Source organism: Candidatus Binataceae bacterium (genome assembly GCA_035650475.1).
Classification (GTDB): Bacteria; Desulfobacterota; Binatia; order Binatales; family Binataceae; genus JAKAVN01.
On record DASRHP010000016.1, the window covers coordinates 20,940 to 35,193 of the forward strand.

Annotated in this window: 13 protein-coding genes and 1 tRNA gene; 8 read left to right on the forward strand and 6 right to left on the reverse strand. The window is 66.3% G+C overall.

The window, feature by feature from the left end:
* Nucleotides 1-149 precede the first annotated feature (149 nt).
* Nucleotides 150-803: an LON peptidase substrate-binding domain-containing protein gene (locus tag VFB33_17615; protein HZO83514.1), complete on the reverse strand. Its 654-nt coding sequence runs from the start codon at nt 801-803 to the stop codon at nt 150-152.
* A gap of 211 nt (nt 804-1,014) precedes the next feature.
* On the opposite strand from VFB33_17615, the gene VFB33_17620 reads away from it, so the two are divergent.
* The 6 genes from VFB33_17620 (at nt 1,015) to VFB33_17645 (ending at nt 7,423) form a co-directional block, all read left to right on the forward strand.
* Nucleotides 1,015-2,493, forward strand: coding sequence for an aldehyde dehydrogenase family protein (locus tag VFB33_17620; GenBank protein ID HZO83515.1), 1,479 nt, complete (start codon nt 1,015-1,017; stop codon nt 2,491-2,493).
* On the forward strand, nt 2,486-3,403 hold the full coding sequence (locus tag VFB33_17625) for a hypothetical protein (GenBank protein ID HZO83516.1): 918 nt from the start codon (nt 2,486-2,488) through the stop codon (nt 3,401-3,403). The genes VFB33_17620 and VFB33_17625 overlap by 8 nt, the downstream gene beginning before the upstream one ends.
* Entirely contained in the window at nt 3,400-4,287 is an 888-nt protein-coding gene (locus tag VFB33_17630; protein HZO83517.1) for a dihydrodipicolinate synthase family protein, read from the forward strand. The genes VFB33_17625 and VFB33_17630 overlap by 4 nt, the downstream gene beginning before the upstream one ends.
* Nucleotides 4,287-5,729 carry a 4-hydroxyphenylacetate 3-monooxygenase, oxygenase component gene (hpaB, locus tag VFB33_17635; GenBank protein ID HZO83518.1) on the forward strand — a complete coding sequence of 481 codons (1,443 nt, stop codon included), beginning with the start codon at nt 4,287-4,289 and terminating at the stop codon, nt 5,727-5,729. Before VFB33_17630 ends, hpaB begins: the two co-directional genes overlap by 1 nt.
* A 126-nt stretch (nt 5,730-5,855) precedes the next feature.
* The gene (locus VFB33_17640) at nt 5,856-6,497 is read left to right on the forward strand and encodes a hypothetical protein (GenBank protein HZO83519.1); all 642 of its coding nucleotides are present in this window, start codon (nt 5,856-5,858) and stop codon (nt 6,495-6,497) included.
* 11 nt (nt 6,498-6,508) lie between these two features.
* A complete protein-coding gene (locus VFB33_17645; GenBank protein ID HZO83520.1) occupies nt 6,509-7,423 on the forward strand; it encodes a hypothetical protein in 915 nt (304 codons plus the stop codon).
* Here VFB33_17645 and VFB33_17650 read toward each other — a convergent pair.
* Both VFB33_17650 and VFB33_17655 read right to left on the reverse strand, forming a co-directional pair.
* Nucleotides 7,420-8,298, reverse strand: coding sequence for a hypothetical protein (locus tag VFB33_17650; GenBank protein HZO83521.1), 879 nt, complete (start codon nt 8,296-8,298; stop codon nt 7,420-7,422). The two genes, VFB33_17645 and VFB33_17650, sit on opposite strands and share 4 nt — an antisense overlap.
* A gap of 24 nt (nt 8,299-8,322) precedes the next feature.
* A complete protein-coding gene (locus VFB33_17655; GenBank protein HZO83522.1) occupies nt 8,323-8,661 on the reverse strand; it encodes a cupredoxin domain-containing protein in 339 nt (112 codons plus the stop codon).
* Between the two features lie 241 nt (nt 8,662-8,902).
* Between VFB33_17655 and VFB33_17660 the strand changes: the two genes are divergently transcribed.
* Entirely contained in the window at nt 8,903-10,288 is a 1,386-nt protein-coding gene (locus tag VFB33_17660) for an LLM class flavin-dependent oxidoreductase (protein HZO83523.1), read from the forward strand.
* Between the two features lie 314 nt (nt 10,289-10,602).
* On the opposite strand, the gene VFB33_17665 is transcribed toward VFB33_17660, so the two are convergent.
* From VFB33_17665 to VFB33_17675, 3 genes are read right to left on the reverse strand one after another with little or no spacing between them, the layout of a single operon-like run.
* Complete coding sequence (locus VFB33_17665; GenBank protein ID HZO83524.1) at nt 10,603-11,172, reverse strand: DNA-3-methyladenine glycosylase I; 570 nt, start codon at nt 11,170-11,172, stop codon at nt 10,603-10,605.
* A 7-nt stretch (nt 11,173-11,179) separates the two neighbouring features.
* Entirely contained in the window at nt 11,180-12,364 is a 1,185-nt protein-coding gene (locus VFB33_17670; protein HZO83525.1) for a M20/M25/M40 family metallo-hydrolase, read from the reverse strand.
* A 53-nt stretch (nt 12,365-12,417) separates the two neighbouring features.
* A complete protein-coding gene (locus VFB33_17675) occupies nt 12,418-13,194 on the reverse strand; it encodes a sterol desaturase family protein (GenBank protein ID HZO83526.1) in 777 nt (258 codons plus the stop codon).
* Nucleotides 13,195-13,719: 525 nt separating this feature from the next.
* Between VFB33_17675 and VFB33_17680 the strand changes: the two genes are divergently transcribed.
* A tRNA-Arg gene (locus VFB33_17680) sits at nt 13,720-13,796 on the forward strand.
* Nucleotides 13,797-14,254: the final 458 nt, after the last annotated feature.

Genomic DNA, 14,254 nt, shown 5'->3' on the forward strand with positions numbered 1-14,254 from the left:
GCGCAAAGAACTGCTAACGTTAGCGAGTCAAGTGGGGAATTTTGGGACTCGGCCTAGACCCAAAAGCGGACTCACGGACTTGGATGATTCCGCTTACAAAAGTGAGCGAGACGCCACCGATTGATGGTCGAAGCAGCGCGCGCGATGCGCTAGTTGACGGGGCCGCCGCCGCCCCGCGGTCCGCCCGGCCCGAGCTTGCGCTCCTCGATCTTGAAGGTCAGCACGTCGAACAGGCAGGCGAGCCGGTCGTCACGCGCTTCCAGCAGGGTCTGCTTCTCCAGCGGCGTCACGTCAAGATGGAAGCAGAGGAAATTGATGAGGTCTGCATCGCGCAGCCCCTGCTCGTCAACCAGCGTGCGCCATGCCGCCTCGGCGTTGAGGCCGAGAAAGTTCACCAGCAGCTCGTGCAGCGACGCCATCTCCGGCGGTTCCATACCGAGCATCCCCTGCCCCGGCGGACACCATTGGACCTCAGCCTGCCGATAGGAGCGGTTGCGGATCTCGCGGCGGACGCGGAATTCGCTCAACCCTTGGAGCTGGAGGTTGTAGCGTCCGTCGGGGAGCTGTTCTAGGGCGACGATCCGCCCCGCGCATCCGATCTCGAAGATATCCGGATAGGCGTAGTAATCGCGCTCCCACTCGCCCTTGAGCATCATCATTCCGATTATCCCGTGGCCGTGGGCGACGTCGGCAACCATCTCGCGGTAGCGCGGCTCGAAGATATGCAGCGGCACGGTAACCCCGGGAAAGAGCACGAAGTTGGGCAAGGGAAAGAGGGGGATGATGTCCGGCACCTCGGCCATCGTGACCTAACGTTATGGCCGCGCCGATCGGGCGTCAAGGCGACGCTCGCGCACGGCCGCGCGATTGAAGCCAGCGGTTGCGACGAAGTCGTTGGGGAACGCGACCCAAGCTCATTCTCCTAGCGCTCGCTCGGTTGTTTTGCGCCGGGAATTGGGCGAAATTCGACTTGTGGGGCACCGCCCACGACGTCGCGCGTCCCAAGCGGCTCACATGGAAACTCGACTCTTCATCGCTGGCAAGTACGTCGCGCCCGCCAACGGCGCGCATTTCACCGATATCGAACCCGCCACCGAGCGCGAGCTCGCCCGCGTCGCCGACGCCGATGCGGAGGACGTCGAGCGCGCGGTGGCGGCCGCGCGCGCGGCCGCCGACCTCGGCCCGTGGCCCCGGATGAGCGCCGAGGCGCGCGGCCGAATTCTCAACCGGATGGCCGACGGAATCGAAAAGCGCGCGCGCGAGCTGGGCGTGCTCGAAGCACGCGACGTCGGCAAGCCGGTCAGCGAATGCGTCAATCATGATATCGCGCGCGCCGCGCGCAACCTGCGCTTCTTCGCCAACGCCGCCGAGGCGTGGACCCAGGAGGCCAGCCTCGGCGACGCCAAGTTCCTCGGCACCGACCTTAAACTGGTCAACCTGACCGAGCGCGCGCCCTTGGGCGTCGGCGCGATCATCATCCCGTGGAACTCGCCGTTGATGCTCGGCACGTGGAATCTCGGGCCGTGCCTGGCCGCCGGCAACGCCTGCATCTACAAGCCCTCCGAGCTCGCGCCGCTGACCGCGATCGCGCTCGGTCAAATCGCCAACGAGGCTGGACTCCCGGCCGGCGTGCTCAACGTCCTGCCCGGGCACGGCGCAGCCGGCGCCGCACTGGTCACTCATCCGGACGTGGACGGGATCGCGTTTACCGGCGGGGTTTCGACCGGCAAGCGCGTGATGGCGGCGGCGGCCGAGTCGCTCAAGCGGGTGACGCTGGAGCTCGGTGGCAAATCGCCCAACGTGGTCTTCGCCGACGCCGATCTGCGGCGCGCGGCGGCGGGCGTCGCGCGTTCGATCTTCCGCAGCCAGGGGCAGTCGTGCGTGGCCGGCTCGCGTCTGCTGGTCGAGCGGCGCGTCGCCGACGAGTTGATCGCTATGGTCCTGGGCGACATGGGCAGGCTGCGGATCGGTGACCCGCTGAACGAGGACACCGACTACGGCCCGCTCATCTCCGACGCGCATCGCGCGCGCGTTGACGGCTTCGTCAAAGAGGCGGTCGCCGAAGGCGCCGAGCTGCTCGCCGGCGGCGCGGTCCCCGAACGTCCGCATCCGGGCTTCTACTATCTGCCGACCGTGCTTGACAGGGTGAAACCGGCCGCGCGCGCGGTATGCGAGGAGATCTTCGGCCCGGTGCTCACCGTTGAACGCTTCGACGACGAAGAGGAAGCGGCAGCGATGGCCAACGCGACGCGCTACGGGCTCGCCGCCTATCTGTGGACGCGCGACCTCGAGCGCGCACTCAGGATGGCCGCGCGGATCAGGACCGGGATGGTGTGGGTCAACAGCTTCTTCCTGCGCGACCTGCGCACGCCCTTCGGCGGCGCTCGCCAGAGCGGGCTCGGCCGCCAGGGCGGCCGCTTCAGCCTGGAATTCTGGACCGAACCCAAGCTGGTGTGCATGACCTATCCGGAGAAGGAGAGCCGCGATGGGTGAGATCGTCGCCGCGATTTTCACGACCCACGTTCCGCGCCTGATGATCCACGATCCAGAGGCGCGCCGCGCCTACATGGGCAAGAACGTTACGACCTTCTACGACGCAATGGAGGCGCTCGAGCGCGAGCGCCTGCGCCCGCTCAACTTCGACACCTTCGTGCTGATCGACACCCACTGGTTCACCACCCTGGAGTACGTGCTCAATGCGCAGCCACGGCTTGCCGGGGTCTATACCTCCGAAGAGCTGCCGCAGATGATCCACGACTACGCCTTCGACTATCCGGGCGACCCGGACCTGGCGCGGGCGATCGCCGAAAGCGCACGGCGCCATGAGATACGCGCGATCGCGGCGGGCTACAGCACCCTGCCCCTGCACTACCCGACGCTCAACGTGATGCATTACTTCAACCCTGGCGCAAAGCGCCGCGTGCTCTCGATCGGCGTTTGCCAGACCGCCAACATCGCCAACGACCTCGCCTTCGGGGCCGCGATGGGCGAGGCGATCCGCGCCTGTGACCGCCGCGCGGTGCTGATCGCGGCCGGCGGCCTGTCGCACCGCTTCTGGGATTACGATCGCGCTCTGCAACACGCCTCGGCTTCGCCCGAGGACATCAGCTCGCTGGCCAACCGGCTGTACGACGAAAAGCTGATGGAATGGTTTAGATCGGGGCGGCATGACGAGGTTCTGCGCGCCGCGCCCGAGTATCGCGCCGAATGCTCGCCCGAGGGGCGCTTCTCGCACTACCTGATGATGGCAGGGGCAATGGGCGCCGAGCGCTGGAACTGGCGCGGCGAGCAGTTCGGTCGCTACGAGGCCGCGCTCGGCACCGGACAGGCGATTTTCTATTTCGCGCCGCCCGCCGCCGCGGCGCATCCGGACGCCCCCGCGCCCGCTGGAGGTGCACAATGAAGCTCGTCCACGGAATCATCGCGATGCTGGTGACACCCTTTACCGGCGACTACCAGCTCAACGAAGAGGCACTGCGCAAGGAGGTCCGCTGGGCGCTCGACCATGGCGCCGACGGCATCGTCGCCACGCCCTCGATCGGCGAATTCCTTCATCTAAGCGAAGCCGAGCGCACGCGAGCATTTGAAGTGACGCTTGAGGAAACGCGCCGGCGCCCGGGCGTGCCGGCGGTCGCGATGACCTCGGGTGCGACCACTCTGGAAACCCTGCGCTACGCCAAGATCGCCGCCCGCATCGGCTACGACGCCCAGCAGGTCATTCCGCCGTACTACTGGCGATGCGGCGAGGCCGAGGTCGAGAAGCACTACCGGATGGTGGCCGAGGCTGGCGACCTGCCGGTGGTGATCTACCACAACCCGGCGCTGAGTAAGTTCACGATCACGCCGCGCTTTGCCGGACGGCTGGCGACCATCCAGGGCGTGGTCGCGATGAAGGAGGTGCTGACCGACCTCCAGCATCTCGAGGCGCTGTACGACGAGATCGGCGAGCGGATCGAGATCTACAACACCTTCCGTGCCTTCCTCGCAGGTCTGATGCTCGGCGCGGCCGGCGGCTTCATCAACATCTTTGCGGTCCCCGCCGCGGCGGCCCTGCTCAAGGCGTTCCGCGCCGGCGACCTCAGCCGCGCCGAGGAAATCCAGCGCCGGCTCAATCGATGTTTCCCACGCGGAGGCGAGGAGACGCTCGGCCATCTCGGCACCACCAAGGTCACCGCCTCGGTCACCACGGGTATCGAGATGGGCCCGGCGCGGCCGCCCTACATGGCGCCGCCGGACGCCGCCGAGCGGTTGCGCAAACGGCTCCCCGCCTTGCAGGAGATGCTCTGATGGGGGCGCGTTCGGGCAACAACTATCTGAGCGCTCTGCGTAAGCTCGGCGCCGAGATATGGCTTGGCGGCGAACGTGTCGCCGACCCGACCACCCATCCGGCCTTCATGCCGTGCGCGCGCTCGGTCGCCTCCCTCTACGACATGCAGATCGAGCACCCCGAAGCGATGACCTACCGGATCGAGGACGGCGACCGCGCCGGGCTCTCGTTCATCCAGCCGCAGAGCGCCGAGGAGGTCCGCCGGCGCGGCGCGATGATGCGACGGTGGGCCGAGTTCAGCGGCGGGATGCTCGGGCGCACACCCGACTACCTCAACGCGAGCATCGCGGCGATGGCGGCGGCACACGAGTTCTTCGCCGCCGCCGACAAGCGCTTCGGCGACAATATCGTCGAGTATTACCGCGCGGCGCGCCGCAACGACTGGTGCGCAACCCACACGCTGCTCAACCCGCGCGCCAGCCGCGCCGCCGGCTGGGCCGGGCAGACCGACGCCGACCTCGCGCTCCGGCTGGTCGAGCAGACCACGGCGGGAATCGTGGTCAGCGGCGCGCGGATGCTTGCCACGCTCGGCCCGCTATCCGAGGAGCTGCTGGTTTTTCCGTCCACCGTGCTCAAGGAAGACCCCAGCCAGAAGCCTTTCGCGCTCGCCTTTGCCGTACGCTGCAACGCCAGGGGGCTGAAGTTCATCTGCCGCGAGCCGTTCGAGGCCGAGCGCTCGCACTTCGACCATCCGCTCGCCTCGCGCTTCGAGGAGATGGACTGTGTCGTGATCTTCGACAACGTTCTCGTGCCGTGGGAACGGGTCTTCGTGTGCGGCGACATGGCGCGCTGCAACGCCCTGTACGCCGAGACCAACGCGGTGGTCAACATGATGCATCAAGTGGTAGTCAAAAATGTGATCAAGAGCGAATTCCTGCTCGGGCTTGCCACGCGCGTCGCCCAGGTCAGCGACGCGATGAGCCTGCCGCATGTGCGCGAGCGTCTCGCCGAGATGATCATCACCACGCAGATGATGCGTTCGAGCCTGCGTGCGGCCGAAGCCGACGCCGCACGCGACAAGTGGGGCGAGTTCATGCCCGCGCGCCCGCCACTGGACTGCGCGCGCAACCTCTTTCCCCGGCTCTATCCGCGGATGGTCGAAATCATCCAACTCAACAGCTCCTCCAGCCTGATGGCAACGCCGACCGAGCGCGAGTTCAACGGTCCGATGCTGCCCGTGATCGAGCGCTACTTCGGCCAGGCCGACGCCGCCGCGCGCGAGCGCGTCGCGCTCTACCGCCTGGCCTGGGACGTCGCGGGCAGCGCGTTTGCCGGCCGCCAGGTGCTCTACGAGCGCTTCTTCTTCGGCGACCCGGTGCGGATGGCGAGCGCGCTGGTCGATAACACCGATCTCGCGCCGCTGGTCCAACGGGTCAAGGACTTCCTCGCTCGCAGCGACTAGGCGGCGCGGCGTTGGTTGGTCATTCCTCGCGCGTGTATGGCGCGCGCGCGGAATTCCGAAGCCTGCACGGAATCTCTCTGACCCGGATCGACCACAGCCGCGCGCACAGATAACCTGACAGCCCTGATGGCACGACTGCGCAAGGCGGCGCGCCTGTGGCGCGACCCCGAAAAGCGCGCGATGGGCCAGCGCGTGCTGATCGATGACGGCGGCCCGCTGTTCGAGATCGACCTTGAACGGCTGTTCGGGCGGCGCGCGCCACTGGAGGTCGAGCTCGGCGCCGGCCGCGGCGACTTTATCATCCCGCGCGCCGCGGCCCATCCCGGGCGCAACTTCCTCGCAATCGAACTGGCGACGTCGGTCGCTCGCGTACTCGCGATTCGCGCTGCGCTCGCCGGGGTCGGCAACCTGCGAGTGGCGCGGATGGACGGGCGCACGCTGGTCAACCTGATGCTGCCGCGGCGCAGCGTCAGCGCCTGCCACATTTATTTTCCCGACCCCTGGCCTGCCCTCTCCCAGCACAAGCATCGCCTGTTTTCCCCCGGCTTCGTGCGCCGGCTGGCGGAAGTCCTCGCGCCTGAGGCGACGCTCTACGTTGCGACCGACTACGAGGCCTACGCGCACGAGATCTTCGCGTTGCTCGCCGACGGCGGGTTTCGCCCCGTCGATGCCGCAGTTCCCGGAGCGACTGCGTCGGGCTTCGCGCGCAAGTACCTCGCCGAGGGACGAACGATCTTCGCGCGCGCCTTCCTGCCGCCCCAACGATGAATGCCTCGATCGTGGCGCGCCGGCCGCGCGCGTTGTGGAGGTCGCGGCGGATCAGCGCCGCACTCGTCGCGCTGCTCGCCGCGGCGTTTATGCCGCCTCCCGCGTTGGCTCAACAGGCGCTGGAGCGCACGTGGCTCGAGCCGCTGGTTACCGAGGACTCCTTCGCCAGCAATGAGGCGGACGTGCTGCCCGGATGGAGCCGCGGCGGCGACGGCAGGACTTTCTCGCTGACTGTGGAACTCGAAAAGAAGCTCAGCCCGAGCACCAGCCTCGAGGCCGAAGGCGAATGGCATCAACAGTCGCCCGAAGGCCGCGCACACGATCGCACCGGCTTCGACGACCTCGAAACGCTGCTCAAGCGGGTGCTCTACCTGTCGCCGGCGCACGAGTTCCGGCTCGCCGCCGGAATCGATTCGCTGTGGCCGGCGGGCGATCGGCAGGTCGAAGGCCAGAGGAGTTTTCTGACCGGCCCGATGGTGATGTGGGCGAAAGGTATGGGCGACCTGCCGCACGACCCGTGGCTGCGCTGGATGCGTCCGATCGACATCCAGGGTGACGCCGGCTACCTGTTCGAGCTCTCGAGCTCCTCGGGCGGCGACGCGTTCGCCGACGCCGCCTTCACCTACAACCTGCCCTACCTCGCGGCGGATATCGGGGCCGAGAACGTTCTCTGGCCGCTGCGCAACCTGGCTCCGTTCATCGAGGTCAACTACAGCGAGGTGCCGACCGGGCGGCGCGGCCGCACGCCAGCCGAGTTCTTCATCACACCCGGGCTCTCCTATTTCACCGGGCCCTATCAGTTCACGCTCGGCAGCCAGGTCGCGCTCGACCACGCGGCGAGCCGTCAGGACTACGCGTCGGTCCTCGGCCTGGTCGATATCAACCTGAGCGCGATCTTCCCGGCGATCCGCTGGACGCCATTTTAGAAAAACCAGCCCGAATCCGACGAGGGGCCCAGGACGGCGCCGACGAAGCGTTCGAATTCGAGGTTGAATTTGACCAGCACGCGGTCGGAGCCGCGCGTCAGCCCGAAGCCCGGCCCCAAGTTGTACTCGATACCGTGCGGGAGCCGGCCCCATAAGACGGGAAAGATGTAGTGCTGCTGCTCGTGGAGCGGGTCGTTGTCCTGGATATTGCCGACGCCGCCGTAAAACTCGATCCCCGGCGACAGCCAGCGCCGCCATCGGTAGTAGACCGCGCTCGCGTAGCCGAACTCGAAGCCCTTGTTCTTTTCGGGGCCGAAAAAGATCGGCTTTTCGAACTTGGGATTGAGCATGACTGAGAACCGGCCGATGTCCTTCGCGATTATCGGCCGCAATTCGACTTCCAGCGCGCTCTCGTCAAACTGCGGCGTCTTGCGCCACTCCAGCTCCGCATACCATCCAAGGTCCACCGGCAGGACGTCCTGATCGAACAGCCTGCCGCGCAGCCGATACTTGGAACCCGCGTACCAATAGCCGTGTCCGCGCACCTGCGCCATGTCGAGGTAGGCGGCGGCCTCGATCCGGTCGGTCAGTCCGTAAGTCAGCTCGTACTCGTTGTACCAGCGCCCCTGGCTGGGAAAGGTGCCGGAGGCAGTGCCGTTATCACCCTGATTGTGGCCGTTGGGCACGACCGCGTTGTTGGTTTCCAGTTCGAAAACGCCCCGTCCCTCGGTCATGTACGGATAGACCTCGAACTCCCACGGATCGACCTGCGCCGCCGCGCGGCGCGCATGCGCGAGCAGCGCCGCGCACACGAGGAGCGCACACACGACCGTCGCCCGCAGCGCATAGGCGCCGTGCAAGAGCTTCAACCGCATGACCTGTCGTCAGGGACGCGCAGTCTAGCGCGCCACGATACTTCCCTGCGGGACGTCCTGATGGAAGTCATCGCGGAAGTCGTAGCTGCCGGGGCTGAGCGCCGGCAGATGTACGAGCGTGCTCTGGCCGGGCTGCACCGCTCTCTCGCGGTTGAGCTTGAAGCTTTCGAACTCGATCGCTTCCTTGCTGGCGTTGACGACCTTGAGCGTCATCGCCTGCCCAGCCTGCACACTCAGGCTGGCAGGCACGAAATGGCGGTTTTCATAGCGCAGCTCGGCGATCGTGTCTGCGGCAGACGTAGGAGCCACGCCTGCCAAGGCGAAGGCGGCGAGGGCAAAAGCGAGGGCAACTGGGCGCGTCACTGGAACGTCTCCGTCAAATTGAGAATCATTCTCAATATCATGAAAGCCGCGTCCCCTGTCAAGCCTCGCGCATGACTCCCTTTGCGATCCCTGCCTCCCTTTGCGATCCGGCCTGCATGATGGTCGGAGCCGGCGCATGGGCAGCCTGCGCCGCGCTCGCCGAGCACAGCCTTGGACTGGCATCGCGTATCCGGTATAGACTCGACCACGCGCAGCCGGCGCGCGAGAGAGGCGACGACCAATGTTCGAAATCGGAGTATTCCACAACGGGGCGAGCGACCTGCCTGTAGTGCGGACAGCCAACGGGGTGGTGGTCAACGACGGTTCGCTTGTCGACGTCCATGCGAGTGCACAACGCACGTTGATCAACCAGATCCGCCAGGGCATCCTCGCCGACCAGCTCGGCTACAACTACTTCTTCATGACCGAGCATCACTTTCAGCCCGAGGGCGCTGAATACAGCCCCAACCCGCTGCTGGCCGAGACCGCGATCGCCGCGCGCACCCGGCGTATCCGCTTCGGCCAAGCCGCCAACATCATCACCTGGTGGCATCCGATCCGGATCGCCGAGCAGGCGGCGATGCTCGATGTGATCAGCGGTGGCCGGCTGGAATTCGGAATCGGCCGCGGCTACCAGCCGCGCGAGGCCGAGGTCTTTGGCTGGCCGTTCGCGACCATCCAGGACCAGGAGCGCAACCGCGCCTACTACCAGGAGGCCTACGACCTCATCATCAAGTGCTGGACGCAGGACTCGTTCCATCACGCGGGCCAGTTCTTCACCATCCCGCCCGTCTTCACCCGTTGGAACCATCGCCAGACCATCGCGTACTTCTCGACGGAAAAGGCGGGGCGGCGGCTCGACGAAGTGCTCAAGATTGGCGGCCCCGATCCCTACGGCGGCCCCAACCCGGTGCTCCAGAGCTCGACCGTGCTCAAGGAGCTCCAGGTCTTCCCGCAGCCGCTCCAGAAGCCGTATCCGCAACTGTGGGAACCGCTGACCACTGAGCGCTCGATCCGCTGGGCCGCGCAGCGCGGAGTCAACGGCTACTTCATCGTCGAGCCCAACTCGCGGCTGCGCAAAAACATCGAGATGTACTACGAGGAGGCTGAGAAGAACGGCTGGCCCGATCGCGCCGGGCGTGGCAAGTTCAAGTTCGGATGGGATGCCGAGCGCCGGCGCGGCATCGTCACCGGCCGCTACATCCATCTGGCGATCCCGGGCAAGGACCGCGCCAAGGAGCTCGCGCGCTTCAAGTCCGCGCTCGAACTGCAGTGGGATTACTACGGGCCGTTCGGTTTTGCGGCCGTGCTGGCCGAGGCCGATGAGCCGATGTACGACCTCAACAAGAAGGTCGACGCCGACATGATGATGCGCAAGGAGATCGCGCTGTTCGGCACGCCCGCCGAGGTGGCCGAGGCGATCATGCGCATCAAGCAGAGCTGCGGCTACGAGGACTTCATGTTCCAGGCCTGGTTCGAGGTCGGTGGCTTCAGTGGCGAGGAAATTGAGGAGCAGATGCAATATTTTGCCGAGGAAGTGATGCCGCTGGTGGCGCGCGCCTGCGGCGGCCAGGTCAAGAACCCCGATCTCGGCCAGGACCTCAGCCCGCGGGTCAAGGTCGGATAAGCGCGGCACGCGCACTTGCGCGCGGCGCACCGATAGATGCGAGGGGCGGAGGCGTTCAGCGCCTCCGCCTCCGCTTTTTGTGTCTCGGTTTCCTTCAAAGGCCTAACGGCACCGTCGGGCTGAAAGCTCTCCGCCTGTCCATCGCGCCTTCCGCTTCAGGAAACCGTTGGCTTACTGCTCAACCGCACCGGCTGTCATCCTGAGCAAAGTGAGCAACGCGAACGAAGTCGAAGGATCTCGGACCGCTTTGCGCAAGCGAAGCCGGTCCCGGTTCTGCGCGGGCTAAGCGCTTCTTACCTGCGCAACGGATGCCCTTAAGGGGCTGGGAGCAAGCCCTGCTTGCCGGATGGCGAGCGACGCATCCAGGGCGGATTGAGCCGTGCTATCCGCACGTACACCGGGCAGCGCTCTTCGTGCGCGCCCGCGAGGTAGCCGGTGCTGAGCAGAAATTCGCCGGTTATTTCGCCGCCGGTGAACACAAAGGTCCGCTTGAACAGCTTCACCCACTCGGCCTTGTCCAGCGGATGATGCGCGTCGAGCCAGCGCGCGAAACCGCCGTAGCTCTCGCGCAGCGCGACGATCCGTTGCGCGTTCTCGATCGCGGCGTCGACCTTGAGTCGGTTGCGCACGATCCCTTCGTCGGCGAGCAGGCGCGCGCGCTCGCGCCGCCGATAGCCCGCCACCCGCTCGACGTCGAAGCCGTCGAAGGCCTTGCGAAAGGCCGTGCGCTTGCGCAGCACGGTCAGCCACGAGAGCCCGGCCTGATTTATCTCCAGCACCAGCCGCTCGAACAACGCGCGCTCCGAGCGCACCGGGAAGCCGTACTCGCGGTCGTGATAGGGGCCGTGAAAGGGATGGCCCGGCGCGATATCGCAGTAGCTCACGCGAACATCACCGGCAACACAGCTTGTCCACGACCTTAAGAATTCCGCCAACGCCGGCCTCCAGCGCTGCGCGCCCGACGCTCTCATCGGGCTTGTGCGCCTGTTCGAGGTCGCCAGGTCCACACAGCAGCGGCACCATCCCCGCCCCGGCGAACCATCCGCCGTCGGTCACGTAGGGCGCGCCGCCGACCTCGTGCGTGCCGGTTACCTCGAGCAGCGCGCGCTCGAGCGCCGTGCCGGACGGCGAGAGCAGCGCCGGTACCACCATCGGCTTGCCGAGTTCGAGCGTCGCGCGATGGGTGTCGGAGGCGTAGTCGCGGGTGTCGAGCGCGGCCATCCGGCGTTCGATCTCGTGGTAAATCTCCATCGGGTCGGCTCCAGGCAGGGTGCGGTAGCTTACGGTGAAGCGGCACTGTTCGGCGATGATGTTGGTCGCGATGCCGCCGGAGATCATCCCGATATTGAGCACCGCATGTGGCGAGGCGGGAAAAAGCGCGCGGAACTTCTCCTCGGGCGTGCGCCGCTCGGCCTGGAGATGGCCGATCGCCTCCAGCGCGCGCCCTGCCACCGCGATCGCGCTCACCCCCTGCTCGGGGGCGCCGCTATGGCCGCCGATCCCGCGCACGGTCACGGCGAAGTCCACGATGCTCTTGTGCGCGCGCTTGACCTGCCATGAGGTCGGTTCGCCGATCCACACCAGTTCGGGCAGCGGCGTCTCGCCCAGGATCGCGCCGAGCTCGGGCGCGATCCGCTCCGCGCCGAAGCACCCGGTTTCCTCGGCCGCAGTGAAAATGAATACCAGCGGACGCCTGAGCGCGCGCAAATCGAGCGCGGCTGCCGCTGCAACGCACTCGGCGAGGAAACCCTTCATATCGGAGGTACCGCGCCCCCACACCCGCTCTTCCCCGACTTCCAGCTTGAGCGCCTCGCGCGTCCATCCGGGCTGCCCGACGAACGGCACGGTGTCGAGATGGCCGGAAATTGCAAGCCCGCCCGCGCGCGGCGGTCCCGCCCAGGCAACCAGGTTGACCTGCGGCGTACCGGAGAGCGCGAAGCGATGGAGATGGACGCGGAAGCCATGCGCCTCGAGCCGCCCAGCGAGAAATTCCATCGCCGGCGCGTCGCTGTTCGAGCTTACGGTGTCGAAGCCGACCAGCCGCCCGAGCACCTCGTAGAGATACGCCGGATTCATCGTGCACCTGCCGCGCAACTATAGCCCAATCGCGCGCGCGGGCGTTACCGCGGCTATTGGCCGCCGATCGGATAGGCGCCCGCCGCGCCGCGCCACGGCTGGAGCAGCATCCGGTCGAGCCGCAAGTCAGCCGGATCGCGGAACTGCTCCAACCCGATCGTCATCCCGAGATGGCCGGCGGCGGGCTGGGCGCGATACGTCCCCAGCCAGCGATCCCACCATGAGAGGTTGAACCCGAAGTTGCTATTGGTCTCGGCGCGCACGACGGAATGATGCACGCGGTGCATGTCGGGCGTGACCATGAACAGGCGCAGGACACGGTCGGTGCCCGCCGGAAGCCGCACGTTGGAATGGTTGAACATCGAGGTCGCATTGAGCACGACTTCGAAGGCGAGCACTGCCTGGGGCGGCGCGCCGATCGAGACCACCGCGGCGAGCTTGATCACCGCCGAAATGAGGATCTCGCCCGGATGGAAGCGCAGGCCGGTGCTGACGTCGAAGTCGAGGTCGGCGTGATGCATCCGATGGAGCCGCCAAAGCGCGGGCACCGCATGGAACATCACGTGCTGGAGATAGATCGCGAGGTCGAGCAGGATCACCGAGGGGACGATTGCGGCCCACGGCAGGTACTCGTCGAAAGCGGGCGCCAGATTGTTGAATAGCCCCCAGTTCTGGAGCTCGCCCAAGCCGGCAATATCGACCGCGGCGACCGGAATCAGCACGCGCACGATAGCAACGTTGAGCGCTGCGATACCAAGGTTGGAGGGCCAGCGCCGCGCCCGCCCGACGCTCGGCCGCCGGCGCGGCGCGAGCAGCTCCCACGCCGCCATCGCGACGAACACGGCGGCAAACGCGCCGAGCCGGAGTTGGGTTTCGACGTTCAGGCGAGCCTTCCTCCCCAGCTCTTCAGTAAAACGGAAGCTGGCATGCGGGAAAAGCAGAGGTTCGCATGGCCACTGCCTGTCGGCGCGGGCCGCGATTTTAGCGCGCGAAGGGGGTTGTCGTGCGTGCGATCGCAATTTTCCCGCTAGCCGGTGCCCGCCGCCTGTGATAAGGGGGTCGAAAGCCGGTCCGCGCGGAGGTGCTAGGTGCGCACGCGAGATATCATCGTTGGAACGGTGATAATTGTAGCGATGGTCACGGTGGCGGTCCTGGTCGCGATTTCGGTGTACCACCACGAGTTTCTGGGACAGATGTAGCTGCTCTCGTTCCCTGCCCGCTTGGTCGAGCCGGGCCGCTTGGAAAGCCGGCGGTCGTGGGCTAGGCTGCGTCCTTGCGACGCGCTGCGCGAGTCCAGGCGACTGACGATGCTCTGCGAATGGTGCAGCGGTTGAGCCGAGGGACCCTCTTGGCGCGCCCCCTTAGCTCAGTTGGATAGAGCACAGGATTCCTAATCCTGGGGCCGTGGGTTCGAATCCCGCAGGGGGCGCCAGACTGTACCGGACAAACGCCGATAAATCGGGCGCTTAGCGCAAGCATTGCGCCACGCTCCTCTGTCCTGTTCCTCGCTGTTGGTACTGTTTTGGGCACCATTTGGGCACAGTTTCGGGCACCACTTCATGCTGAAAGGAAACTTTGACGGAGCTGGGTCCATACATGCTGCCCAGTGCCACCAGTTCATACGCAGGGGGCGCAATCAGTTTCTCCGTTTTGAGCTGCGCGAACTCGTGCGGCGTCAGTGCGCCGAGGCTCGAATGGGGTGGCCTGCACCCCGATTTCCCACCATTTATAAGTAGAGTCCGCCGGCCGTGAGATGCCCCGCAAAAGCGTACCAGGTCGAAGTAGAGAAAACGGGTGCGTGGCCCGGTCAAGGCCGGTCTGGCCGGCGTTTTTGACACTCCACAGATTCAATTGAGTATCTCCAGTATTTTGCCCGCTGCGGGCTTTCCC

Coding starts and splice junctions, on each gene's coding strand:
- VFB33_17615 (HZO83514.1), bottom strand. CDS start 803: ATGGCCGAGGTGCCGGACATCATCCCCCTCTTTCCCTTGCCCAACTTC.
- VFB33_17620 (HZO83515.1), top strand. CDS start 1,015: ATGGAAACTCGACTCTTCATCGCTGGCAAGTACGTCGCGCCCGCCAAC.
- VFB33_17625 (HZO83516.1), top strand. CDS start 2,486: ATGGGTGAGATCGTCGCCGCGATTTTCACGACCCACGTTCCGCGCCTG.
- VFB33_17630 (HZO83517.1), top strand. CDS start 3,400: ATGAAGCTCGTCCACGGAATCATCGCGATGCTGGTGACACCCTTTACC.
- hpaB (HZO83518.1), top strand. CDS start 4,287: ATGGGGGCGCGTTCGGGCAACAACTATCTGAGCGCTCTGCGTAAGCTC.
- VFB33_17640 (HZO83519.1), top strand. CDS start 5,856: ATGGCACGACTGCGCAAGGCGGCGCGCCTGTGGCGCGACCCCGAAAAG.
- VFB33_17650 (HZO83521.1), bottom strand. CDS start 8,298: ATGCGGTTGAAGCTCTTGCACGGCGCCTATGCGCTGCGGGCGACGGTC.
- VFB33_17660 (HZO83523.1), top strand. CDS start 8,903: ATGTTCGAAATCGGAGTATTCCACAACGGGGCGAGCGACCTGCCTGTA.
- VFB33_17670 (HZO83525.1), bottom strand. CDS start 12,364: ATGAATCCGGCGTATCTCTACGAGGTGCTCGGGCGGCTGGTCGGCTTC.
- VFB33_17675 (HZO83526.1), bottom strand. CDS start 13,194: ATGGCGGCGTGGGAGCTGCTCGCGCCGCGCCGGCGGCCGAGCGTCGGG.